We start from the raw sequence: 22,306 nt of genomic DNA on the forward strand, positions 1-22,306 counted from the left end.
CCACGGCAGAGCGTCAGTAGGGGATGAAGTGGACCGTCAGCAGGAGTTCGTGCTCCGTACGTTGGAGGAGCGCGACATCAGGTTCGTCCGGTTGTGGTTCACCGACGTGCTGGGCACGCTCAAGAGCGTTTCGGTGGCGCCCGCCGAGCTGGAGGCGGCGTTCGACGAGGGCATCGGCTTCGACGGCTCGGCGATCGAGGGCTTCGCCCGCGTCTTCGAGTCCGACATGATCGCCATGCCCGACCCGACGACGTTCCAGGTGTTCCCGTTCGAGGGTGGGGTGAGCGGCGAGAGCGCCCGGATGTTCTGCGACATCCTGCTCCCCGACGGCAGCGGCTCCTGGGCCGACCCGCGCCACGTGCTGCGCCGCGCGCTCTCCAAGGCGGCGGAAAAGGGCTTCACCTTCTACACCCACCCCGAGGTCGAGTTCTTCCTCCTGGAAAACGGCCCTTCCGACGGCTCGGTGCCGACGCCGGTCGACGCGGGCGGCTACTTCGACCACACCACCCACGCGGTCGCGCGCGACTTCCGCCGCCAGGCGGTGCTCGCCCTGGAGCGGATCGGCATCTCGGTGGAGTTCAGCCACCACGAGGTCGCGCCCGGCCAGCAGGAGATCGACCTGAGGTATGCGGACGCGCTCACCACGGCCGACAACATCATGACCTTCCGGCACGTGGTCAAGGAGGTCGCGCTCTCGCACGGGGTGCGGGCCACGTTCATGCCGAAGCCGTTCACCGACCAGCCCGGCAGCGGCATGCACACCCACCTCTCACTCTTCGAGGGCGAGCGCAACGCGTTCCACGACGCGAGCGACCCGATGAAGCTCTCGAAGGTGGCCAAGGCGTTCATCGCCGGCCTGCTGGTGCACGCCCGGGAGTACACGGCGGTCACCAACCAGTGGGTCAACTCGTACAAGCGGCTCTTCCCGCAGGCGCTGCCCGACCGGATCACCGAGTCCCCGGCGTATGTGTGCTGGGGCCACCTCAACCGCTCCGCGCTGGTGCGCGTCCCGGCGTATGGCAAGCCCAACTCGGCCCGCGTCGAGGTCCGCTCGCTCGACTCGGCCGCCAACCCGTACCTGGCCTTCGCGGTCATGCTCGGCGCAGGCCTCAAGGGCATCGAGGAGGGGTATGACCTCCCGCCGGGCGCCGAGGACGACGTGTGGGCGCTCTCCAACGCCGAGCGCAAGGCGATGGGATACGAAGCGCTGCCGGAAAACCTCTCCGAGGCGATCGACGTGATGGCCGGTTCCGAGCTTGTCGCGGAGGTGCTCGGCGAGCACGTCTTCGACTTCTTCCTGCGCAACAAGCGGGCGGAGTGGGAGCAGTACCGTCGCGAGGTCACGCCGTACGAGCGGCAGCGCTACCTCGGCGCTCTCTGACACGCGCGAGCTGACCGGGCGGCGTCCGCTGGCCGCGGACGCCGCCTGGGCTCGCTACTTCGTCGGGCTCGGCGCCGGGCTTTCCGGTGACGACGGCGACGATGGGGACGACGGCGGCTGGCCGCCGCGGGGGCCGTGGCCGCGGCCCGGACCCTCGCCAGGCTTGCCCTCGGGACGCAGCTGCTCGCGCACCTTGCTCAGCGCGTCCGCTACCTGGTCCTCCGGGATGCCCAGCTCCTTGGCCAGCGCCGCGGCAAACTCGGCCTCGTGTGCGGCGCGGTCCTTGCCGCCACCCTGCCGGTCCGGGCCGTAGCCGTACGAGCCGGCTGGCGGCCGGCCGTCCCGGTCGGCGGCGTAGGCGGCGATCGGCGCGGCGATGCCCACTGACAGCACGCCCGCGACGGCCAGTCCGGTGAGCGCGGCCCGCTTGGTCATTGGCCTACTCATGCAACCTCCAAATTCGCTCGGAAGGGGGTACCCGACCGAGGCTGGGGGCGTGAGCTGGGCTTTCACCGTGGAGAACCTGTCCCGGGGCTGAAAATTCGCGCCCGTCTTGCGCGGATAGCGCCGTTTGGCGTCCTGCGCCATCAGCCCGCACACAGGAAGTGGATCGAACACTTGTTCGATCACGTGTGCCGGCCGTAGCGTCGATGGATGTGCTGCACCCTTGAGGTCACGCCGACGGAGGCGGTCGCGATCGCGATGGCGCTCTACGGCCTGGCCGGCACCCCGCTGCACGCCGACGCCGCCTCAGCGCTGCGCAAGCTGGTGCGCGTGATGCCCGACGACGACCTTGTCGCGGCGCGCGAGCTGGCCGACCGCGCGTCCCGCGACACGACGCCGGTGGTGCCGCGGGTGGTGGCGGACGCGCTGCACGAGCGCACGGTGCTCCGCATCGACTACGCCGACCGGCACGGCGTGCCCACCACGAGGAGCATCGAGCCGATGGGTTACCTCGCCGATCACGGCTACTGGTACCTGGTGGCCTGGTGCCGGATGCGTGACGCGGTCCGCGCGTTCCGCACGGACCGCATCGAGTCCCTGACAGCGACGGGCGAGCCGGCGCCCCCGCGCCGGCTCGCCGCTGCCGATCTGATCGTCGCCGGCTTCGGAGCCGGCCCTCGTGTCACATCCGACGGCGCATGCCCATCGTGAGCATGCCGAGGCCGAAGAGCACCGCCAGCGCGCCGGCGATCACCGTGCTCGTGACCGCCGAGGCGTCCGCCGTCGGGCCGCTGACCAGCCACGGTGACAGGATGGTCCAGACGCCGATGACCGGGGTGACCCAGGCGATGCCGTGCGTCCGGCCGTACGCGGAAGCGAAGCCGAGAGCCAGCAGCGCGACCGCGACCCCGGAGAAGAGGCTGCTCGCGGCCAGGCCGCCGTGGTCGGTAAAGCCGACGACCCATGGAGACATCGCCAGGTAGAGGCCCGTGAGCAGGGTCAGGCCCTCGACGAGCTGTGCGGTCGGGGTCTCCGCCGCCCGGTCGTAGCGGGCGCGGAGAGCGGCGATGTCGGGGTGCTGTTCGATTGCGGGCGCTGTCATCGCGACCCACCTCCCTGAGGAGAACGGTGGGGGTTTCCCACCCACCTCTCAGCCTGCTCCGCGGGGCGGCCGGCCGGCCACGGACAAAGTGACTGTCACGTCACACCCGGCGACACGGTGAGCACGCCGGCGTCCGCGTCGATGGTGGCCAGGGTGCCGACCGGCACGGTGAGCTGGCCGGTGCCGTGCCCGATCGGCAGGCCGCCGAGCACCGGTACGCCCAGGTCGCCGAGGCGTTCGGCGAGCACGTCGCTCACCGTCACGGGCCAGCCGTCGGCGCAGTCGGTGAACTGCCCCACCGCTACGCCCGCCACGCCGTCGAGCGCGCCGGCGCGGCGCAGGTGCGTGAGCATGCGGTCCACTTTGTACGGCGCCTCGGACACGTCCTCCACGAGCAGGATCGCACCGCGCAGGTCAGGGAAGTCCGGCGTGCCCACAGTGGACACGATGAGGCTCAGGTTGCCGCCGATCAGCGGCCCCGTGGCGGTGCCGGGCACCGTTACCGGCGCGGTCTCCTCGGTCTCGACCCGCTTGACCACGATCGGGTCGGTGGCCATGAGCGCGCTCCGCAGCGACTCGGCCGACCCCGGCGGCGTCCGCTCGTCCAGCCACGCCGCGCCGGGACCGTGCACTGTGGCCAGTCGCGCACCCCGCCAGAGCGCTAGCTGCAGCGCGGTGATGTCGGAAAAGCCGGCCACCACCTTCGGGTCGCGCCGCACGGCGGCCATGTCGATGTCGTCCACGATCCGCTGCGCGCCGTACCCACCGCGGGTGCACAGCACGCCCCGTACTTCCGGGTCGGCGAACGCCGCGTTGAGGTCGGCGGCGCGCAGGGCGTCGGCGCCGGCGAAGTAGCCCTGCCGCGCGTACGCGTTCGGCGCGAGCAGCGGCCGCAGCCCCCACCCGGTCAGCAGCTCGATGCCGCGGGCCACGCGCTCGGGCCGGGTGGGTCCGCTCGGCGAGACGAGCATCACGGTGTCGCCGGGCCGCAGGGCACGTGGTAGCAACGCGGTCACGCCCAGAGCCTACGGCCAGCCCGGTCCGGGATAGCCTCGGTACGTGAGTACGGCGCTGGTGATCGAAAACGACCCGACCGACGACGCGCGGCGGCTGGGGGAGTGGCTGACCGAGGCGGGCCTGGCCCTGACGGTCGTCCGCCCGTACGCGGGCGAACCGCTCCCACCGGACCTCGAGGGGTACGCCGCGCTTGTGGTGCTGGGCGGTGAGCAGTCGGCGTACCCGCCGCGCCCGGACTGGTTCGACGGGATCGAGGCGCTGCTGCGCAAGGCGACCCGCAACGGCGTGCCCACGCTGGCGATCTGCCTCGGCGCCCAGCTGATGGCGACGGCGCACGGCGGTACCGTCGAGCGCAGCTCCGCCGGACCGGAGATCGGACCGGCGCTGGTCGGCCGCCGCGACGCGGCCGAGACCGACACGCTGTTCCGGTACGTGCCGCTGGCGCCGGACGTGCTCCAGTGGCACATCGACGAGATCACCGAGCTGCCCGCGGGCGCGGTGCTGCTCGCCGCCTCGACCCGATACCCGCACCAGGCGTTCCGGATGGGTGAGCGGGCCTGGGCGCTGCAGTTCCACATCGAGTGCGACACCCCGATGATCGCGGAGTGGGCGGCGAGCGCGCCGGAGGGCTACGACGCCGACGAGATCGTCGCGGCCTGCGACGCGGTGATGGTCGACATCGAGGAGGTGTGGCAGCCGTTCGCGGCCCGCTTCGCGGCGCTGGCGCTCGGCGAGCTGAGCGACGTGCGCCGCCCGCTGCCGCTGCTGGGCCAGTAATGACCAAGCCGTCGAGCGCGCGCCTGGCGCGATTCGGGTTCGGCCTGTCCAGCGACATCGACCGGGCCGCCGAGCTGCTCGGCCCGGACGGCCTCGGGCTGTGGGACCAGGCCGCGCAGGAGCCGACCGGCGAGCCGGCCGCCGAGCTGCTCACCGCCCTTTCCCGCGCGGCCGACCCCGACCTCGCGCTGCGGCAGCTGCACCGGCTGGCCGAGGCCGACAGCCGCCAGGACGGGACGCTGCTGACCACCATGACGCGGGACGCCGGCCTGCGCCGCCGGCTCGTGGCCGTGCTCGGCGCCTCGTCCGCGCTCGGCGACCATCTCGTCGCCAACCCCGAGCACTGGGGCGCGCTGGTCACCGGCGAGGACGGCGTCGCGCCGAACGGTGACGGCGGGCTGCGCCTGGCCACGCCGACCGTGCCTGCGCTGCGCACCGCGTACCGCCTGGCGCTGCTGCGGATCGCGGCGGCCGACCTGACCGGCGGGCGCGGCCTGGAGCAGACCATGGCGTCGCTGTCCGCGCTGGCCGACGCGACGCTCGGTGCGGCGTACGGCATCGCGGTCGCCGAGCTGCCCGCCGGCACCGAGCCGCCCCGCCTCGCGGTCGTGGCGATGGGAAAGTGCGGCGGAAACGAGCTCAACTACGTGTCCGATGTGGACGTCATATTCGTCGCGGCCACCGACGCCGACCTGTCCGCGGGTACCACGGTCGCGGCCCGGCTGATCGCGATCTGCGGCCAGGTGGCGTGGCAGGTCGACGCCGCACTGCGCCCGGAGGGCAGCCGCGGCCCGCTGGTGCGCACGCTCGCCAGCCACCTGTCGTACTACCGGCGGTGGGCGCGCACGTGGGAGTTCCAGGCGCTGCTCAAGGCCCGTCCGGCGGCCGGTGACGAGGAGCTGGCCCGGGAGTGGATCGACCAGCTGGCCCCGCTGGTGTGGCACGCCGCCGAGCGACCCGAGGCGGTCGAGGACGTACGCGCGATGCGCCGCAGGATCATCGACAACGTGCCGGCCCGCGAGCTCGACCGCGAGATCAAGCGCGGGCCGGGCGGGCTGCGCGACATCGAGTTCGCGGTGCAGCTGCTCCAGCTCGTGCACGGCCGCGTGGACGAATCGCTGCGCGTGCCCGGCACGCTGCCGGCGCTGCGCGCCCTTGTCGCCGGCGGCTACGTCGGCCGCGCGGACGGCGAGGCGCTGCTGCGCGGGTACCGCTTCCTGCGCTCCGTTGAGCACCGGCTGCAGCTGCAGGCGCTGCGCCGCACCCACACCGTGCCGACCGACCCGACCGCCGTCCGCTGGCTCGCGCACGCGTTGGGGTACACGGCCATGCCGGGGCGCGAGGCCGTCGAGTCGTTCCGCGCCGACTGGGTCTCGCACGCCGCCGAGGTACGCCGCCTGCACGCCAAGCTGCTCTACCGACCGCTGCTGGAGGCGGTCGCCCGGGTGCCGGCCGAAGGGCTGCGCATGGTGCCCGAGTCGGCCGCGAAGCGCCTGCGCGTGCTGGGCTTCGAGCCGGCGAACGCGCTGCGCCACATCGAGGCGCTGACCGGTGGCCTGTCCCGCACGGCGGCCATCCAGCGGACACTGCTTCCGGTGCTGCTGCAGGAGTTCGCCGACGCGCCGGAGCCCGACCGCGGGCTGCTCAGCTACCGGCAGGTCTCCGACAAGCTCGGCGGCAGCCCCTGGTACCTGCGCCTGCTGCGCGACGAGGGTCCGGTCGCGCTGCGGCTCGCGCGCGTGCTCGGCCTGTCCCGGTACGCGGTCGACCTGCTCGCCCGCGATCCCGAGGCGCTGCGCCTGCTCGCCGACGACGCGGAGCTCGTGCCGCGGCAGCGCGACGTGCTCCGCGAGGGGTTCGTCGCGGCGGCGGAGCGGCACGGCGTCCTACAGGAAGCGATCGGAGCGGTGCGCGCGCTGCGCCGCCGCGAGCTGTTCCGCATCGCCTGCGCGGACGTCCTCGCCCACGCCGGCACGCTCGCGCCCGCGCAGCCGGTCGACATCACGGCCGTCGGCAGTGCACTGTCCCATGTGGCCGATGCGACGCTCGGCGCCGCGCTGCGGGCCGCCCGCGCCTCGGTGCCGGCGCTGCCGGGGCTGCGGTTCGCCATCATCGGCATGGGCCGGCTCGGCGGGTACGAGATGAGCTACCCTTCCGACGCCGACGTGCTCTTCGTGTACGACCCGCCGGCCGGTGTGCCCGAAGACGGGGCGAGCGCCGCCGCGCACGCGATCGCCGAGGAGCTGCGCCGCCAGCTCGGCCGCCCGGCGCCCGACCCGCCGCTCGGCGTCGACGCCGACCTGCGCCCCGAGGGACGGCAGGGCCCGCTCGTGCGCAGCCTCGCCGCGTACGCGCAGTACTACGCCCGCTGGTCGAAGGTGTGGGAGGCGCAGGCACTGCTGCGCGCCCGGTGGGTGGCCGGCGACGAGGCGCTGGGACGCGAGTTCGAGGCGCTCGCCGACACCATCCGGTACCCGCGGGACGGCCTCACCCGCGAGCAGATCACCGAGATCCGCCGCATCAAGGCGCGGGTCGAGACCGAGCGCCTGCCCCGCGGCGCCGACCCGGCCACCCACGCCAAGCTGGGCCGCGGCGGACTGGCCGATGTGGAGTGGGCGGTACAGCTGACGCAGCTGCGCCACGCGCGGGCGGTGCCGGAGCTACGCTGCACGCGCACGATCGACGCGCTCACCGCCGCCCACACGGCCGGGCTGGTGCCGACGGGCGACGCCGAGGCGATGGCCGCCGGCTGGACGCTCGCCGCCCGCGTCCGCAACGCGCTGACGCTGGTCCGCGGCCGCCCGACCGACCAACTGCCCCGGCACGGCGTCGAGCTGGCCGGCGTCGTGCGGCTGCTCCACGGCAACGACCCGGGCGAGTTCCTCGACTACTACCTGCGCACGACCCGACGATCGCGCGCCGCCTGCGAACGCGTCCTCGCCAGCTGAGCCAATCTTTCGAGATTGCCCAGGTCGGGGACGTATTGATCGGAAAGCCCGCTAGATCACTGGCGTTGGTCACCAAGGCGGTGGCATGCTAAGCCTCGGGACAGCCCCGGGAGGTGCGGGTGACTGGATTGCCAGAGCAGGACCGGCCCGTCGACGGCCCCACCGCCGTCCGGATCATCGTGGGTGCCCAGCTCCGCCAGCTGCGTGAGGAGCGGGGGCTGACCAGGGCGGAAGCTGGCGAGACCATCCGTGCTTCTGAGTCGAAGCTCAGCCGGATGGAGCTGGGTCGGGTCGGCTTCAAGGTGCGCGACGTCAAAGACCTCCTCACGCTGTACGGGGTTGACGACGAGACCGAGCGTGAGGCCGTGCTGGCCCGCGTCCGGCAGGCCAACGAGCCTGGCTGGTGGCAGCCGTACAGCGACGTGACGCCCAACTGGTTCCAGCGCTACCTCGGCCTGGAGGCGACCGCCTCGCTGATCCGGACCTACGAGGTCGCGTTCGTGCCGGGGCTGCTGCAGACCGAGGAGTACGCGCGGGCGGTCATGCGCCTCAACCACGGCGTCGGCCAGCTCGAAGAGGTGGAGCGGCGCGTCCGGCTCCGCCTGGAGCGCCAGCAGGTGCTCACCCGGCCGGACCCGCCGCGGCTGTGGGCGGTGGTCGACGAGGCGGCGCTGCGCCGTCCGGTCGGTGGCAAGCGGGTGATGCGCGACCAGCTCGAGTCGCTGATCTCCGTGGTCATCAAGGCGCCGAACGTGAGCCTCCAAGTCGTGCCGCTCGCGGCTGGTGGTTACGCCGCGGCCGGCAGCCCGTTCACGATCCTGCGTTTCCCGCAGGCCAGCCTGCCCGACGTGGTCTACATGGAACAGTTGGCCGGCGCGCTCTACCTGGACAAGCGCGAAGACGTCGACCACTACTTCGACGCGGTCAACAGGCTCTTCGTCGAGGCCGCGCCGGTGCGTGACACCGTGCGGATACTGGACCGGATCATCCACGACCTCGACGAGGCCCCGGACTGATCGGATGTATATCCTTGGCGCGCGCCAAACCCCAGTGCGGCACACCCCCGAAGGGCATCGCTCGTGACCGAGGAAACGGACCTCTCCAGTAGCGGAGAGGCAGTAAAGCCCAAGATTGACACCACTGTTCCGCAGACCGCTCGGGTGTGGAACTACTGGCTTGGCGGCAAGGACAACTACGCCGTCGACCGCGCCCTCGGCGACGAGATCGCCAAGGCGTTTCCGATCATTGTGGACATCGCCCGCGCCGACCGCGCAGTGCTCAACCGCGCGGTGCGCTACCTGGCCGGCGAGGCGGGCGTCCGGCAGTTTCTCGACGTCGGCACCGGCCTTCCCACGGCCAACAACACACACGAGGTGGCGCAGTCCGTCGCGCCCGAGTCACGCATCGTGTACGTCGACTACGACCCGCTCGTGCTCGTGCACGCCCGCGCCCTGCTGACCAGCGGCCCCGAGGGTGCGACCGACTACATCGACGCGGACCTGCGCGACACCGGGACGATCCTGCGCGAGGCGGGGCGCACGCTCGACTTCACCAAGCCGATCGCGGTGATCCTCTCCGGCATCCTGGCCCATCTGCCCACAGTGGAGGAAGCGCAGGCGGTGGTGCGGCGCATCATGGACGCGCTGGCTTCGGGCAGCTACCTGGTGGTGGTCGACGGCGCCAACACCAACCCCGAGCTCAACGAGGTCATGAAGATCTGGAACCAGACGGCCAACCCGCCGTACGCGATGCGCAGCCCCGAGGAGATCGGCAGCTACTTCGACGGCCTGGAGTTCGTCGAGCCCGGTCTTGTCGACGTCACCACCTGGCGCCCCGACCCCAGCCCGTCCGGCCCGCCGCCGCTGCTCGACAACCTGGTCGGCGTCGCCCGCAAGCCCTAACCCTTACGACGTGATCGTGTAGCGGCCCGGGCCGGGTACGCGGGCCAGTGCCCACTCGCCGTCGCGGGTCAGGGTCGCGCCGCCGTCGATCGCGAGCCAGCGGCTGTGCCGTATCCGGACGCGCACGTCGCCGCCCACCGGTGTGTCGAACGCCAGCGTGGCGGCGTCGCTCGTGACGAGCGTGGCGGGTGGGGCGACGATCGGCGTGGGGTCGGGCACCGCAAACAGCCGCCAGTGGCCGCCCGCCCAGACCTGCTGCAGCACCCGCGGCACCAGCGCGGCCTCGGTACGGCCCACCCAGGACAGCTCCGCGTCGGGCACCGCCACGTAGGTGACCGCGTTGTCTGCCAGCCACGCGCGGTACCCGTCCGGCGTGAGCGCGACGCCCGTGCCGGACGCGCCCGGCACGCTCTCGAAAAACAGCGGGTTGCGCTCGATGTCCACCTGCCGCAGCCACCCCCGGGCCAGCGGAAACCCGTCGAGGTACGCGGCCTCCCAGTAGTCCCGCGTCGGCGGTACCTCGATCCTGCCGGCGGGGCGGCGGGCGCGCAGTTCGGCGAGCAGCGGCGCGAAGTACGCCGGGTCGCTGGTCGGGTTGCCGGCGTCGCGCAGGTCGGCCCAGGACACCGGCGGCTGCCACCAGTACCCGGCGGCGAGCGTCACGACAAGCCCGGCCGCGGCGAGGCGGTTGCGGGTGCGGCGGGGCAGGCGGATCCGGGCGTGGATGCGCGGCGAGCGGACGCCGCGCGGCATCCGGGGCACGCGCGCACAGGCCGCAAGGACCGGCAGCGCGAACATCGCGGCAAGCCGGGTCGCGTTCAGCCCGACCGGGGTGTGCACCAGCGCGGCGGCCAGCACGCCGGCGGCGGACAGCAGCGCACCGGCACGGACCGGGCGGTACGTGACCAGCAGCGCCACGGCCAGGCTCGTGACGATCGCGTGGGTGGCGTCGGTGCGGCTGATGTTCATCCAGCCGCCCTCGCCGAAGAGCAGCGCGGTGACACCGAGCGGCACCGCGCCGGCGAGCGCGACTACCGCGCCATCCAGCAGCCCCACCTGCCGGCTCGGCCCGGCCCGACCCCCGGGACGCTTCCCCAGCATCAGCGCTACGCCGGCCAGCCCCACGAAAAGCCCGGCCACCGGGCTTGTCGCGGAGGCCAGGAGCGCGAGCCCGCCGGCGAGGAGCAGCCGGTGGCGGAGACCGGACACGAGCGCCACCAGCGCCGCGAGCCCGAAGGCCACGCCCAGCGCGTACGTGACCCGGCCCGAGACGAGGTTGCCGGCGATGCACACGGCGCCGACCAGGCTGCCGAGCAGTGGCCGGGGCACGCCGGTGCGCACCAGCAGCGCCGCGAACGCCACGGCCGCCCCGACAAGCGCGAGCGCGCCGGTCACCCGGACCCCGAGCAGGGCCATGACCGGCTGGGACACGAGGCTGTACCCGAACTGGTTCGTCCCCCCGTACCAGCGCAGATCGATGAACGTGAGGCCGTGGTCGGCGAAGAAGTCCGCGCGGGCGACCTGGGCCGACAGGTCCGACCCCATCTTCGGCAGTGCGAGGAACGTGGCGGCCAGCGCCGTCGCCAGGGCCGCGGTGGCACCCACCGTACGACCCTCGGACACGCCCACCTCCACTTGGCGCCGAGAGTAACTGGCAGCATGGAGCAGGTGAACAGGAGGATCGCCATCGTCGCCGCCGCGGTCGTGGCGACGGCCGCGTTCCTGTACGTCGCCACGATCCGCCACGACTTCTTCGACCTCAAGGTCTACTACGGCGCGGTCAACTACTGGGTGCACGACGGCGGCCAGATCTACGACTGGCTCAAGCCCAACAGCAAGTACGGGTACACCTATCCACCCTTCGCCGCGCTCGCGATGCTGCCCATGGCGTACGTGTCCTGGCCGGTCGCCATCGTGATCAGCTGCCTCGCCGCGGTGGTCACCGGCGGCCTCGTCGTGTGGTGGCTGGTCGACCCGATCGCGCGGCGGGAGGGGTGGACGCGCTGGTTCGCGTTCGCTATCGCGGTGCTGCTGGTGGCCGCGTTCGAGCCGATGCGGGAGACGTTCACGTTCGGCCAGGTCAACATGCTTCTGCTCTTCCTGGTCGCGGTCGACCTGCTGTGGCTGGCCGGGCGCGGGCACAAGGCGGCCGGAGTGGGCATCGGCCTGGCCACCGCGGTCAAGCTGACCCCGGGGATCTTCATCCTGTACCTGCTGGTCACCCGCCGCTGGCGGGCCGCGATCACCGCGAGCGCGACGGCCGCGGGGGTGACGCTGCTGGCCGCCGCCCTAGCCCCGGACGCGTCGCGGCAGTTCTGGACCGAGATGCTGTGGAACACCGACCGGATCGGCTCGCTCTCCTTCGTCTCCAACCAGTCGCTGCAGGGTGTCGTGGCGCGGCTCGACCCGCTGCACCCGAGCACTGTCGCGTGGCTGGCCCTTGTCGTCGCCACGCTGGGCGTGTGGGTGTGGCGGGTGCGCAACGCCGACGTGCGAACCGGGCTCGCGCTCACCGGCGTGGTCCAGTGCCTGATCAGCCCGGTGACGTGGGTGCACCACCTCGTGTGGCTGCTGCCCGCGCTGATCCTGCTCTTCGACCGCGCGCTGGAGGCCCGCAACCGCCGCCTCGTCATCTTCGCGATCGTGGCCTACGGGTTCCTGATCAGCCGGTTTGTCTGGATCTGGGAGCGCGGCTCGCCCGGCGTGAGCGGTTTCATCGGCAGCAACATGTACGTGTGGCTCAGCATCGCCCTGCTGGTGCTGCTGCCGATACCCGACCGGTCGGACGGGCCACCTCTTTCCGATTGGTCCTCCGCGCGGGCCGATCAAGGGCGCATTGTGAGGGCATGACCGACCCACTGCTGGACGGCGACGGCGAGAGTGTTCTTCGCCAGGTGTACGACGCGGCCGGACCGTACCTCGCCTCGCTCGCCGGGCGCCCGGTCCTCGACCCGGCCGCCGCGCCGCTGCTGCGGGAGCTGGCCGGCGACCTTCCGGACAAGGGCGACGGCTCGGCCGCCGCGGTGCGCAAGCTCCTCCACGTGGGTACCGAGGCCGCCACCCACTCCGCCGGCCCGCGCTTCTTCCACTTCGTGATCGGCGGCGTGACCCCGGCCGCCCTCGCCGGCGACTGGACGGCCTCGCTGCTCGACCAGAACGCCGCCTTCCGCAACTCCTCCACGTTCGCCACCGAGGTCGAGACCGTGGCGCTGCGCTGGCTGCGTGAGCTGTTCGGCCTGCCCGAGGGGTACGGCGGTGCGCTGGTCGCGAGCGCGACGTTCGCCAACTTCACCGGGCTCGGCGCGGCCACCCACTGGTGGGGTGAGCGGCACGGGGTGGACGTTGCCGCGAACGGGCTGGTCGGGCTGCCGCGGATGCCCGTGCTCTCCGGCGGGTACGTGCACGCGAGCTCGCGCAAGGCACTGCAGATGCTGGGACACGGCCGGGACAGCGTCGAGGTGTTCGCCCGCGACGACATCGGCCGCGCCGACCTTGCCGCGATGGAGCGGCGCCTGGCCGAGCTGGGCGCGCCCGCCGTCATCATCGCGAACGCCGGTGAGGTCAACGCCGGCGACTTCGACCCCGTCGCCGAGCTCGCCGACCTCGCCGAGCGGTACGGCGCCTGGCTGCACGTGGACGGCGCGTTCGGCCTCTTCGCCGCGCTGTCGCCGCGGACCGCGGGACTGGTCGCCGGCATCGAGCGCGCCGACTCGATCGCCTGCGACGCGCACAAGTGGCTCAACGTGCCGTACGAGAGCGGCTTCGCCTTCCTGCGCGAGCCAGCCCGCTTAGCCGCCGCGTTCGGCATGCCGGGTGCGGCCTACCTGCCCGCCCCCGACGACCCGCGGGGCGGCTATGCGCTGCTCGGGCCCGAGTCGTCCCGCCGCGCGCGTGCGCTGCCGATCTGGGCGACGCTCGCCGCGTACGGCCGCTCCGGCTACCAGGCGATGGTCGAGCGCCACCTCGATCTGGCGCAGCACCTCGCGGCCCTCGTCGACGCGGCCCCCGACCTCGAACGCCTGGCCGACGTCCCGCTGTGCATCGTCTGCTTCCGGGTGCGCCCGCCGGGCGTACCCGAAGAGGAGCTGGACGATCTCAACCGCCGCGTGGGCGCGGCGGTGCTCGCGGACGGCCGCGTGTTCGCCGGCACCACCCTCTACGGCGGCCGCGTCGCCCTGCGGCCGGCGATCGTCAACTGGCGCACCACCGAATCCGACATCGAGGCGTTCGTCGAGATCGTCCGCTCCCTGATCCCTTGACCAAGGCGTCGTCGCCCGGATGTCGCCGCAGTCCGCCGCCGGATGCCGTCCGTCGTGGACACCCCACGTCGTCGCTGTCCAAGGTGGACCCCACCGCCCTCGCCGAGGTCGGCGTGGGGAGACCCCGGAGGACGCTCCCCGTCGCTCCTGCGGCCTGTAGCCGGGGAGTGGCTGGGGGTGGCTCCGGAGCTGGGCGCAGCAATGCGCCCAGCCACCCCAGGCGTCCCAAGAGCGGTGGGGTCGAGGTGGCGGATCTGTCCACAACCGAGCGGGGTGGTCGCCGTTGCCGATGCCGATCAAGAACGCTGACTGATCCGCCGGAGTCGGCCGCCCGGGGTTGGGGTGAGCTCGCCGACCGCGGAGGGCGAGGCCGCGGGAACGCACCCCAAGAAAACGCTCCGCTGCGCTCCACGTTTCCCCGGGGGCCCCGCGCAACGGTCCGGACCACGACGGACGTCGCGGTAGCCCGCATCTGTTTCGGGTTGGGTCTCTTGGAGGCCGGCGTCGTGGTCGGGGAAACGTGAAGGCCGGCGCGCCCAAGCACGCCGGCCTTCACGACCCGGACTTTCGATCAGACGTTGTAGTAGAGCTCGAACTCGTGCGGCGTCGGGCGGAGGCGGATCGGGTCGACCTCGTTCTCCCGCTTGAACGTCACCCAGGTCTCGATCAGGTCAGGCGTGAAGACGCCGCCCTCGAGCAGGAAGTCGTGGTCGGCCTCGAGCGAGTTGAGCACCTCGGGCAGGGAGCCGGGCACCTGCTTGACGCTGCCCCACTCCTCCGGGGAAGGTCGTACAGGTCCTTGTCGATCGGCTCCGGCGGCTCGATCTTGCTCTTGATGCCGTCGAGGCCGGCCATCATCATGGCCGAGAAGGCCAGGTAGACGTTGGCGGACGGGTCCGGCACCCGGAACTCCACCCGCTTGGCCTTGGCGTTGCTGCCGGTGACCGGGATGCGGGTGCAGGCGGAGCGGTTGCGCTGCGAGTAGACCAGGTTGACCGGGGCCTCGAAGCCGGGGACCAGCCGCCGGTACGAGTTGACGGTCGGGTTGGTGAACGCCAGCAGCGACGGCGCGTGGTGCAGCAGGCCGCCGATGTACCACCGGGCGGTGTCGGACAGGCCCGCGTAGCCGGTCTCGTCGTAGAAGAGCGGCTCACCGTTGAGCCAGAGGCTCTGGTGGGTGTGCATGCCGGAGCCGTTGTCACCGAAGAGCGGCTTGGGCATGAACGTCGCGGTCTTGCCGGCGGCAAAGGCGGTGTTCTTCACGATGTACTTGAAGAGCTGCATCTGGTCGGCCGCGTGCAGCAGCGTGGAGAACTTGTAGTTGATCTCGGCCTGGCCGGCGGTGCCCACCTCGTGGTGCGACCGCTCGACGGTGAAGCCGGCACCGAGCATGTTGGACACGATCTGGTCGCGCAGGTCGGCGTAGTGGTCGACCGGCGGCACCGGGAAGTAGCCACCCTTGTAGGCGGTCTTGTAGCCGAGGTTGCGGCCGTCTTCCTCAGCGCCGCTATTCCAAGCGCCCTCGATCGAGTCGATGTAGTAATACGCCTTGTTGGCCGCCGTCTCGTGGCGGATCGAGTCGAAGACGTAGAACTCGGCCTCGGCACCGAAGTACGCCGTGTCCGCGATGCCGCTGGCGGCGAGGTAGGCCTCCGCCTTCTTGGCGACGTTGCGCGGGTCACGCGTGTAGGCCTCACGCGTGAACGGGTCGTGGATGAAGAAGTTCAGCGCGAGGGTCTTCTGCGCGCGGAACGGGTCGATGTACGCGGACGCCACGTCCGGCAGCAGCAGCATGTCCGACTCGTGGATCTGCTGGAAGCCGCGGATCGACGAACCGTCAAAGGCAAGGCCGTCGGTGAAAAGACTGTCGTCGACGGACTCGACCGGGGTGTTGAAGTGCTGCATCACACCGGGCAGGTCACAGAACCGTACGTCGACGAATTTCACGCCCTCGTCTTTGAGGTACCGAAGGAGTTCCTCGGAATTGGCGAACAACACGTCCTCCTGGCACGTCGCTGAGCTATTACGTCGCTGAGCTTTAGGGCGGGCACCGCCGCCTGCATGGCTGGCTGGTCGCGACGGTATGGCTGTGCCGTTGCCCGGGCGTGTCTCTAATGTTTCCGCCGTGTTACGTCAGCGGTAGAGGGTGCGCTGTGTGGCAAAGTCCACCACTTGGCCGCCACCAAGTCACCGAACGGACCATACACCGACCGACCGCCTCCGGGGGCGGTATGTGCTCAGGTGTCCCGTAGGCTGGGCGATCGTGACCGAGCCAGCCGAGCTGCCGACCCTCGCGAAACGGTTCGGCGCGCTCATCATCGACTGGGTGCTCTGCCTTCTGGTCTCCAACCTCTTCAGTGACCCGCTGCGCGACGGCTGGCCGCCGGTGCTCGTCCTCATATTGGAGTACGGCTTCTTCATCGGCCTCTTCGCGCAGACGCCCGGCATGGCCATCGTCCGGCTCAAGTGCGTCTCGTTCAAGGACGGCGGCCGCATCGGCATCCCGCGCGCGCTCCTGCGCGGCCTGCTGCTCGCGCTGGTCGTGCCCGCGCTCATCATGGACGCCCACCGCCGGGGCCTGCACGACCGCGCCGCCGGCTCGATCGTCGTCAACCCGTAGCCCCTGGCTGCGCTCCCGCCGGGCAGCGGGCAGGATGGGGTTGTGGATCTCAGGGGACTGCTGGAGCAGTACCGGCTGGTCGCGATCGTCCGGGGGCGGGACGCGGACGCGGCCACCCGGAGCGTCATCGCGCTCGTCGAGGCCGGCGTGCCGCTTGTGGAGGTGTCGCTGACCACGACCGGCGCCGAAGCCGTGATCGAGCGGGCCCGCGCCGAGCTCGGGCCGGAGGTGGCGCTGGGCGCCGGCACCGTGTGCACGGCCGTCGACGCGATGCGGGCGGCCGAGGCGGGTGCGTCGTTCGTGGTGACCCCCGGCTACGGGCCTGGTGTCGACGAGGCGTCGCGGCTCGGGCTCCCGGCGCTCGTCGGCGCGCTCAGCCCGACCGAGGTGATCGCCGCCACCGGCGCGGGCGCCACCGCGGTCAAACTCTTCCCGGCGTCGGTGGGCGGCCCGCCGTACCTGAAGGCGCTGCGCGACCCCTTCCCGGACGTGCCGTTCGTCCCGGTCGGCGGCGTCGACGCCGAGCTGGCGCGCGGCTACCTGGCCGCCGGTGCGGTCGCCGTCGGGTGGGCTCGCCCCTGCTGGGTGACGCGCCGCACGGCGGTGACGTGTCCGCGCTGCGCGAGCGGGTCAAGCGTTTCCTCGACGCGATCGGCGCGGCGTGAGCCCGGTCGACGTCCTCACGTTCGGCGAGACGATGGCCGCCCTCCGGGCGGGTGGGCCGCTGCGCCTCGGCGGCCAGCTGTCGCTCTCGATCGCGGGCGCGGAGGCCAACGTCGCCATCGGGCTGTCCCGGCTCGGACACTCGGCCCGCTGGGTGGGCGTGACCGGCGCCGACGAGCTGGGCGCGCTGGTGCTGCGCACGCTGCGGGCCGAGGGCGTGGACGTCTCGGCGTGCGCGGTGTCGCCGGACGCGCCGACCGGCCTGATCATCTTTGAGCCGCGCGTCGCCGACGTGACCCGGGTGACCTACTACCGCTCCGGCTCGGCCGGCGCCCAGCTGTCCGAGGCGGAGGTCGTGGCCGCCTTCGAGGCCGGCACACCGCGGGTGCTCCACATAACCGGCATCACGCCGGCTCTCGGCGACGGCCCGAGCGCCGCGGTGATGCGCGCGGTCGCCCTGGCCAAGGCGGCCGGCGCAAAGGTGTGCCTGGACGTCAACCACCGCGCCCGCCTCTGGAGCGTCGACCGCGCGGCGGCCGCCCTCCGGCCGCTGCTGCCGAGCGTCGACCTCGTGGTCGCCTCCGAGGACGAGCTGCCCGTGCTTGTCGACCCGGGCGCCGACCCGCTGACCACGCTCTTCGGCGCGGGCGTGGGCGAGGTCGTGGTCAAGCGCGGCGGGGACGGCGCCTCGGCGCACACGCCGAACCTGACCATCGACCGGCCGGCCCGCCGGGTGCCGGTGGTGGACACCGTCGGCGCGGGCGACGCGTTCGTCGCCGGCTACCTCTCCGGCCTGCTCGACGGCACCGACCTGACCGGGCGGCTGGACCGGGCGGTGACGACCGGTGCGTTCGCGGTGGCCGCGCGGGGCGACTGGGAAGGGCTGCCCACCCGCACCGAGCTTGCCCTGCTCGACGCGGTGCCCGGCAGCACCGTCAGGTAGACGGCTCCACCAGGTTGAGCGCCAGCTTGATCGTGTCCTGGTCCGGCCAGGTGACCTGCACGTCGCCGCGGGCTATCGCGTATGCGCCGGTGCCGCCGAGGATCGCGCCGACGGACGCGCGAGGGTAGGCGCCGAAGCGGTTGAGCAGCCTCTGGTAGTGGATCTCACCGTCGGCGAGCTGGAGCACGACCTGGCTGAGGATCACCGGCCCTTCCAGCGTGACGTCCACAATGGACGTCGATGCGGCGGCCACGCCGGCGCCCGCGCCGGCCGGGTCGGTCAGGTCGAACGTCGCGATGTACGTCAGGCCCGGAGTGGGCAGGTCGGGCAGGGTGATCTTCTTGCGCTTCGCCACGAGCTCGACGGCGGACCGCGCCCGAGCCGGTGACGGCGCGGCCAGCGCGCCGGCGACGAGGCCGAGCCCGAGGCCGGCCAGATGGTTGCGCCGTGTGTACATCGCCATCTCCTTCCATCACGTCGAACGGCCACGGCTCGCTTCGCTCGCCCGTAGCCGCTCCTAACTGAACTCGTCGAACCTGGCGAGGATCGCCAGGAACGCGTCCGGCCCCAGGCCGGTCGGACCGCTGAACGGGTGGCTCATCTCGTACGTCAGCCAGAGCGTGAACGCGAGCAGCACGGCCATCGCGGTGATCATCAGCAGCTGGGCGCGGAAGCGGCCGTAGCTGAAGAAGAAGGTGAAGCCGATCGTGATCACCGCGCCGGCGAGCAGGCCGATCCACATGACCGGCGGTACCGGCGAGCTGACCGCGCCGGTGCGCTCCCGCCGCGCGTCGACGAGCGCGTTGATGGCGTCGAGCGTCTGCCCCATGAGGATCTCCTCGCGGGCGTCCACCGGCCGCAGGGCGGCGGTCTCCGCGCGCATCCGGGCCACCTGCGCGCGGGCGTCGGCGCTGGTGCCGCCGTCCCGCATCGCCGGCCACTCGTCGTACGCCACGGTGTGCGCGTAGTCGCGGGCGAGCGCGGTGAGCCTGCTGCGCTGCGGCTCGGGCAGCGTGCGGGCGGTGAAGTAGATCTGTGAGACGTCGTTCGCCTCGGCCTGCACGTCGTCGTGCACCTTGCTGGAGAACTCCCAGACCACGATGACGACGAATGCCAGGAGGATCGCGTACAGCACGCCGACCATCGAGAAGACGGCGCCGGTACCGGGCTCGGACTCGGAGCTCATGTACGCCAGACGCGCCGCTGTGACCGGCCATGACGGCGAAACACCCGTTCGAAGTACCTGCAGGTCAGAGCCCTGTACGGGGTCAAATACGCGGTGTTAGCTTCCATCGCAGCGGCCCGTGCGCCGTCTCTTTCTCTCCCCCTTACGCCTTCAGCGATTGGTGGTGTGTGCGCAGTGACCGTGACCGAACCCATCGAGGACGCTCGACAAAACCAGAGCCTGAGCACGGCGGCGGCGCGGAACCTCGCGACGACGACGAAGTCGGTGCCGCAGATGCAGGGCATATCGTCGCGCTGGTTGCTCCGCGTCCTGCCCTGGGTGCAGGCGGCCGGCGGCGTGTACCGGGTCAACCGCCGCATGTCGTACGCGATCGGCGACGGCCGGGTGACGTTTACCAACACCGGCGCGCAGGTGCGCGTGGTGCCACAGGAGCTGCGGGAGCTGCCCGCGCTGCGCGGCCTGGAGGACGACGAGCTGCTGCTCGCGCTCGCGGAGCGCTTCGACCAGCACGAGTACGCGCCCGGCGACGTGATCGTCGAGTTCGGACACGAGGCCGATCACGTGTACCTGATCGCGCACGGCAAGGTGAGCAAGGTCGGCACCGGCCAGTACGGCGACCAGACCGTGCTCGGCACGCTCGCCGACGGTGACTACTTCGGCGACCAGTCCATCGTGGACGCCGCCGGCATCTGGGAGTACACCGTCAGGGCCGTAACCCCCTGCACCGTGCTGTCCCTGCCGCGATCGGACGTCGAACGCCTCGCCGACCAGTCCGAGCAGCTGCGCGCGCACATCGAACAGCTGCGCGCGAGCTCCGGCCTGCCGCAGAACCGGCACGGCGAAGCCGAGATCGAGGTCTCCTCGGGGCACACCGGCGAGCCCGTGCTGCCCGGCACGTTCGTGGATTACGAGCTGTCGCCGAGGGAGTACGAGCTTTCGGTGGCGCAGACGGTGTTGCGGGTGCATTCGCGGGTTGCTGATTTGTACAACCAGCCGATGGATCAGGTGGAGCAGCAGTTGCGGTTGACGGTGGAGGCGTTGCGGGAGCGGCAGGAGAACGAGTTGGTGAACAACCGTGAGTTCGGGTTGTTGCACAACGCGGACCTGAAGCAGCGGATACACACCCGCAACGGCCCACCCACGCCGGACGACATGGACGAGCTGCTCGCCACCGTCTGGAAGGACCCGACCGTCATGCTGGCCCACCCGCGCGCCATCGCGGCGTTCGGCCAGGAGTGCAGCCGTCGCGGCATCTACCCGCAGAGCGTCGACCTCGCCGGCCACCAGGTGCCGGCCTGGCGGGGCATCCCGCTGCTGCCGTGCAACAAGATCCCGATCAGCGACACCCGCACGACGTCCATCATGCTGCTGCGCACCGGCGAGGACCGGCAGGGCGTTATCGGGCTGCACCAGACCGGGCTGCCGGACGAGTACCAGCCGGGGCTGTCCGTGCGCTTCATGGGCATCAGCGACCAGGCGATCATCTCGTACCTGGTCAGCGCCTACTACTCCGCCGCCGTCCTGGTGCCCGACGCGCTCGGCGTCCTGGAGAACGTGGAGATCGGACGAGAGGGCTAACCCCGAACGACCCCGTGGTCCGGCCGTGCCCCCGGCGCGGCCGGACCGTCCCTCGCGTGAATGGTGGTGTGTGGTGACCCTGACCGAGTCCACATCGGACGTACGACCGAACCAGTCCCTGAGCGCGACGGCGGCGCGCAACCTCGCGACGACGACCAAGTCCGTGCCGCAGATGCAGGGCATCTCGCCGCGCTGGCTGCTGCGCATGCTGCCGTGGGAGGAGGCGCCGGGCGGCGCGTACCGCGTCAACCGCCGCCTGACCCTGACCCTCGGCGACGGGCGGGTGAGCTTCACCAACACCGGCGCCCGTGTGCGGGTGGTACCGCAGGAGCTGCGCGAGCTGCCGCTGCTGCGCGGGCTTACCGACGACGGTGTGCTGGCCGCGCTCGCCGACCGCTTCGAGCAGTGCGAGTACGCGCCGGGCGAGGTCATCGTCACCGCGGGACAGCCCGCCGAGCACGTCTACCTCGTGGCGCACGGCAAGCTGAGCCGGCTCGGCGCCGGCCGGTACGGCGACCCGACCGTGCTGGGCACGCTCGCCGGCGGCGACCACTTCGGCGACCAGGTGCTCGCCGGCGGCGAACGGACCTGGGACTTCGGCGTCAAGGCGCTCACGCCCTGCATCCTGCTCGCGCTGCCGCGACGCTCCCTTGTGGAGCTTGAAGAGGTGACCGCGCACGTGCGGAGCGTCCTTGCCCGCCCTCGGCAGCGCCGCAACCGGCAGGGGGAGGCGGCGATCGCGATGTCCGCCGGCCACACGGGCGAGCACCCCCTCCCCGGCGCCTTCGTGGATTACGAGCTGTCGCCGAGGGAGTACGAGCTTTCGGTGGCGCAGACGGTGTTGCGGGTGCATTCGCGGGTTGCTGATTTGTACAACCAGCCGATGGATCAGGTGGAGCAGCAGTTGCGGTTGACGGTGGAGGCGTTGCGGGAGCGGCAGGAGAACGAGTTGGTGAACAACCGTGAGTTCGGGTTGTTGCACAACGCGGACCTGAAGCAGCGGATACACACCCGCAACGGCCCACCCACGCCCGAGGACATGGACGACCTGCTGTGCCGCCGGCGCAGCACGAGGTTCTTCCTCGCCCACCCGCGCGCCATCGCCGCGTTCGGCCGCGAGTGCAGCCGGCGGGGCGTGTACCCGGCGCCGGTCGACGTGGACGGGCGCCAGGTGATGGGCTGGCGCGGCGTACCGGTGCTGCCTTGCGACAAGATCCCGATCGGGCCGGGTGGCATCACCTCGATCATGGCGATGCGCACCGGCAAGGACGAGAGCGGCGTGATCGGCCTGCGCGAGACCGGGCTGCCGGACGAGTACGAGCCCGGCCTGTCCGTGCGCTTCATGGGCATCGACGAGAAGGCGATCCGCTCGTACCTGGTCAGCGCCTACTACTCGGCCGCGGTGCTCGTGCCGGACGCGTTGGGGATCCTCGAGAACGTCGAGATTCAGCCCGGGGCGGCTGCGGGTGGGGAAAGGCAGTGACGGC

Annotated in this window: 18 protein-coding genes and 2 pseudogenes; 13 read left to right on the forward strand and 7 right to left on the reverse strand. The window is 71.8% G+C overall.

Annotated features, from left to right (window positions below):
- The first annotated feature begins 28 nt into the window (after positions 1-28).
- The gene (gene glnA, locus Phou_RS47010) at positions 29-1,381 is read left to right on the forward strand and encodes a type I glutamate--ammonia ligase (RefSeq protein WP_173070765.1); all 1,353 of its coding nucleotides are present in this window, start codon (positions 29-31) and stop codon (positions 1,379-1,381) included.
- A 54-nt stretch (positions 1,382-1,435) separates the two neighbouring features.
- Here the strand turns inward: glnA (Phou_RS47010) and Phou_RS47015 are convergent, their stop codons facing one another.
- Positions 1,436-1,828, reverse strand: a complete 393-nt coding sequence (locus tag Phou_RS47015; RefSeq protein ID WP_173070767.1) for a hypothetical protein — start codon at positions 1,826-1,828, stop codon at positions 1,436-1,438.
- A 207-nt stretch (positions 1,829-2,035) separates the two neighbouring features.
- Between Phou_RS47015 and Phou_RS47020 the strand changes: the two genes are divergently transcribed.
- On the forward strand, positions 2,036-2,536 hold the full coding sequence (locus Phou_RS47020) for a helix-turn-helix transcriptional regulator (RefSeq protein WP_173070769.1): 501 nt from the start codon (positions 2,036-2,038) through the stop codon (positions 2,534-2,536).
- On the opposite strand, the gene Phou_RS47025 is transcribed toward Phou_RS47020, so the two are convergent.
- Positions 2,508-2,927 carry an SPW repeat protein gene (locus Phou_RS47025; RefSeq protein ID WP_173070772.1) on the reverse strand — a complete coding sequence of 140 codons (420 nt, stop codon included), beginning with the start codon at positions 2,925-2,927 and terminating at the stop codon, positions 2,508-2,510. The two genes, Phou_RS47020 and Phou_RS47025, sit on opposite strands and share 29 nt — an antisense overlap.
- Before the next feature lie 95 nt (positions 2,928-3,022).
- Complete coding sequence (locus Phou_RS47030) at positions 3,023-3,898, reverse strand: S66 peptidase family protein (RefSeq protein ID WP_173071527.1); 876 nt, start codon at positions 3,896-3,898, stop codon at positions 3,023-3,025.
- A gap of 88 nt (positions 3,899-3,986) precedes the next feature.
- Here Phou_RS47030 and Phou_RS47035 point away from each other — a divergent pair, with 88 nt between their 5' ends.
- The 4 genes from Phou_RS47035 to Phou_RS47050 all read left to right on the forward strand — a co-directional run bounded on the left by Phou_RS47035 (position 3,987) and on the right by Phou_RS47050 (position 9,570).
- On the forward strand, positions 3,987-4,721 hold the full coding sequence (locus tag Phou_RS47035) for a type 1 glutamine amidotransferase (RefSeq protein ID WP_173070774.1): 735 nt from the start codon (positions 3,987-3,989) through the stop codon (positions 4,719-4,721).
- A complete protein-coding gene (locus Phou_RS47040) occupies positions 4,721-7,669 on the forward strand; it encodes a bifunctional [glutamine synthetase] adenylyltransferase/[glutamine synthetase]-adenylyl-L-tyrosine phosphorylase (protein WP_173070776.1) in 2,949 nt (982 codons plus the stop codon). Before Phou_RS47035 ends, Phou_RS47040 begins: the two co-directional genes overlap by 1 nt.
- Positions 7,670-7,788: 119 nt before the next feature.
- On the forward strand, positions 7,789-8,685 hold the full coding sequence (locus Phou_RS47045) for a Sco1979 family transcriptional regulator (protein WP_173070778.1): 897 nt from the start codon (positions 7,789-7,791) through the stop codon (positions 8,683-8,685).
- Between the two features lie 63 nt (positions 8,686-8,748).
- Positions 8,749-9,570 carry an SAM-dependent methyltransferase gene (locus Phou_RS47050; RefSeq protein WP_173070780.1) on the forward strand — a complete coding sequence of 274 codons (822 nt, stop codon included), beginning with the start codon at positions 8,749-8,751 and terminating at the stop codon, positions 9,568-9,570.
- A gap of 3 nt (positions 9,571-9,573) precedes the next feature.
- Here the strand turns inward: Phou_RS47050 and Phou_RS47055 are convergent, their stop codons facing one another.
- On the reverse strand, positions 9,574-11,193 hold the full coding sequence (locus Phou_RS47055; RefSeq protein ID WP_173070782.1) for a hypothetical protein: 1,620 nt from the start codon (positions 11,191-11,193) through the stop codon (positions 9,574-9,576).
- 36 nt (positions 11,194-11,229) lie between these two features.
- Here Phou_RS47055 and Phou_RS47060 point away from each other — a divergent pair, with 36 nt between their 5' ends.
- Positions 11,230-12,420 (forward strand): glycosyltransferase family 87 protein, encoded by a 1,191-nt coding sequence (locus tag Phou_RS47060; RefSeq protein ID WP_173070784.1) that lies wholly within the window; start codon positions 11,230-11,232, stop codon positions 12,418-12,420.
- Positions 12,417-13,829, forward strand: coding sequence for a pyridoxal phosphate-dependent decarboxylase family protein (locus Phou_RS47065; protein WP_173070786.1), 1,413 nt, complete (start codon positions 12,417-12,419; stop codon positions 13,827-13,829). The genes Phou_RS47060 and Phou_RS47065 overlap by 4 nt, the downstream gene beginning before the upstream one ends.
- A gap of 571 nt (positions 13,830-14,400) precedes the next feature.
- Here the strand turns inward: Phou_RS47065 and glnA (Phou_RS47070) are convergent.
- A pseudogene (gene glnA, locus Phou_RS47070) lies at positions 14,401-15,824 on the reverse strand (type I glutamate--ammonia ligase).
- A gap of 319 nt (positions 15,825-16,143) precedes the next feature.
- On the opposite strand from glnA (Phou_RS47070), the gene Phou_RS47075 reads away from it, so the two are divergent.
- The 3 genes and pseudogenes from Phou_RS47075 to Phou_RS47085 all read left to right on the forward strand — a co-directional run bounded on the left by Phou_RS47075 (position 16,144) and on the right by Phou_RS47085 (position 18,055).
- Positions 16,144-16,449 (forward strand): RDD family protein, encoded by a 306-nt coding sequence (locus Phou_RS47075; RefSeq protein WP_173071529.1) that lies wholly within the window; start codon positions 16,144-16,146, stop codon positions 16,447-16,449.
- A 42-nt stretch (positions 16,450-16,491) separates the two neighbouring features.
- A pseudogene (locus Phou_RS47080) lies at positions 16,492-16,956 on the forward strand (bifunctional 4-hydroxy-2-oxoglutarate aldolase/2-dehydro-3-deoxy-phosphogluconate aldolase); the annotation flags it as partial.
- Between the two features lie 154 nt (positions 16,957-17,110).
- Positions 17,111-18,055 carry a sugar kinase gene (locus Phou_RS47085; protein WP_246274710.1) on the forward strand — a complete coding sequence of 315 codons (945 nt, stop codon included), beginning with the start codon at positions 17,111-17,113 and terminating at the stop codon, positions 18,053-18,055.
- Here Phou_RS47085 and Phou_RS47090 read toward each other — a convergent pair.
- Both Phou_RS47090 and Phou_RS47095 read right to left on the reverse strand, forming a co-directional pair.
- Positions 18,048-18,512 (reverse strand): hypothetical protein, encoded by a 465-nt coding sequence (locus Phou_RS47090; protein WP_173070788.1) that lies wholly within the window; start codon positions 18,510-18,512, stop codon positions 18,048-18,050. The two genes, Phou_RS47085 and Phou_RS47090, sit on opposite strands and share 8 nt — an antisense overlap.
- A 60-nt stretch (positions 18,513-18,572) precedes the next feature.
- Positions 18,573-19,241: a bestrophin-like domain gene (locus tag Phou_RS47095; RefSeq protein ID WP_173070790.1), complete on the reverse strand. Its 669-nt coding sequence runs from the start codon at positions 19,239-19,241 to the stop codon at positions 18,573-18,575.
- 180 nt (positions 19,242-19,421) lie between these two features.
- Here Phou_RS47095 and Phou_RS47100 point away from each other — a divergent pair, with 180 nt between their 5' ends.
- Both Phou_RS47100 and Phou_RS47105 read left to right on the forward strand, forming a co-directional pair.
- The gene (locus Phou_RS47100; protein ID WP_246274712.1) at positions 19,422-20,819 is read left to right on the forward strand and encodes a family 2B encapsulin nanocompartment shell protein; all 1,398 of its coding nucleotides are present in this window, start codon (positions 19,422-19,424) and stop codon (positions 20,817-20,819) included.
- 73 nt (positions 20,820-20,892) lie between these two features.
- Positions 20,893-22,302, forward strand: a complete 1,410-nt coding sequence (locus tag Phou_RS47105; RefSeq protein ID WP_246274714.1) for a family 2B encapsulin nanocompartment shell protein — start codon at positions 20,893-20,895, stop codon at positions 22,300-22,302.
- Positions 22,303-22,306: the final 4 nt, after the last annotated feature.

This window comes from Phytohabitans houttuyneae, from assembly GCF_011764425.1.
Classification (GTDB): domain Bacteria; phylum Actinomycetota; class Actinomycetes; order Mycobacteriales; family Micromonosporaceae; genus Phytohabitans; species Phytohabitans houttuyneae.

What these genes read in the sequence shown, in the direction of transcription:
- Phou_RS47015 (WP_173070767.1), bottom strand. Translation starts at nt 1,828, where the DNA reads ATGAGTAGGCCAATGACCAAGCGGGCCGCGCTCACCGGACTGGCCGTC.
- Phou_RS47020 (WP_173070769.1), top strand. Translation starts at nt 2,036, where the DNA reads ATGTGCTGCACCCTTGAGGTCACGCCGACGGAGGCGGTCGCGATCGCG.
- Phou_RS47025 (WP_173070772.1), bottom strand. Translation starts at nt 2,927, where the DNA reads ATGACAGCGCCCGCAATCGAACAGCACCCCGACATCGCCGCTCTCCGC.
- Phou_RS47030 (WP_173071527.1), bottom strand. Translation starts at nt 3,898, where the DNA reads ATGCTCGTCTCGCCGAGCGGACCCACCCGGCCCGAGCGCGTGGCCCGC.
- Phou_RS47040 (WP_173070776.1), top strand. Translation starts at nt 4,721, where the DNA reads ATGACCAAGCCGTCGAGCGCGCGCCTGGCGCGATTCGGGTTCGGCCTG.
- Phou_RS47060 (WP_173070784.1), top strand. Translation starts at nt 11,230, where the DNA reads ATGGAGCAGGTGAACAGGAGGATCGCCATCGTCGCCGCCGCGGTCGTG.
- Phou_RS47065 (WP_173070786.1), top strand. Translation starts at nt 12,417, where the DNA reads ATGACCGACCCACTGCTGGACGGCGACGGCGAGAGTGTTCTTCGCCAG.
- Phou_RS47090 (WP_173070788.1), bottom strand. Translation starts at nt 18,512, where the DNA reads ATGTACACACGGCGCAACCATCTGGCCGGCCTCGGGCTCGGCCTCGTC.
- Phou_RS47095 (WP_173070790.1), bottom strand. Translation starts at nt 19,241, where the DNA reads ATGAGCTCCGAGTCCGAGCCCGGTACCGGCGCCGTCTTCTCGATGGTC.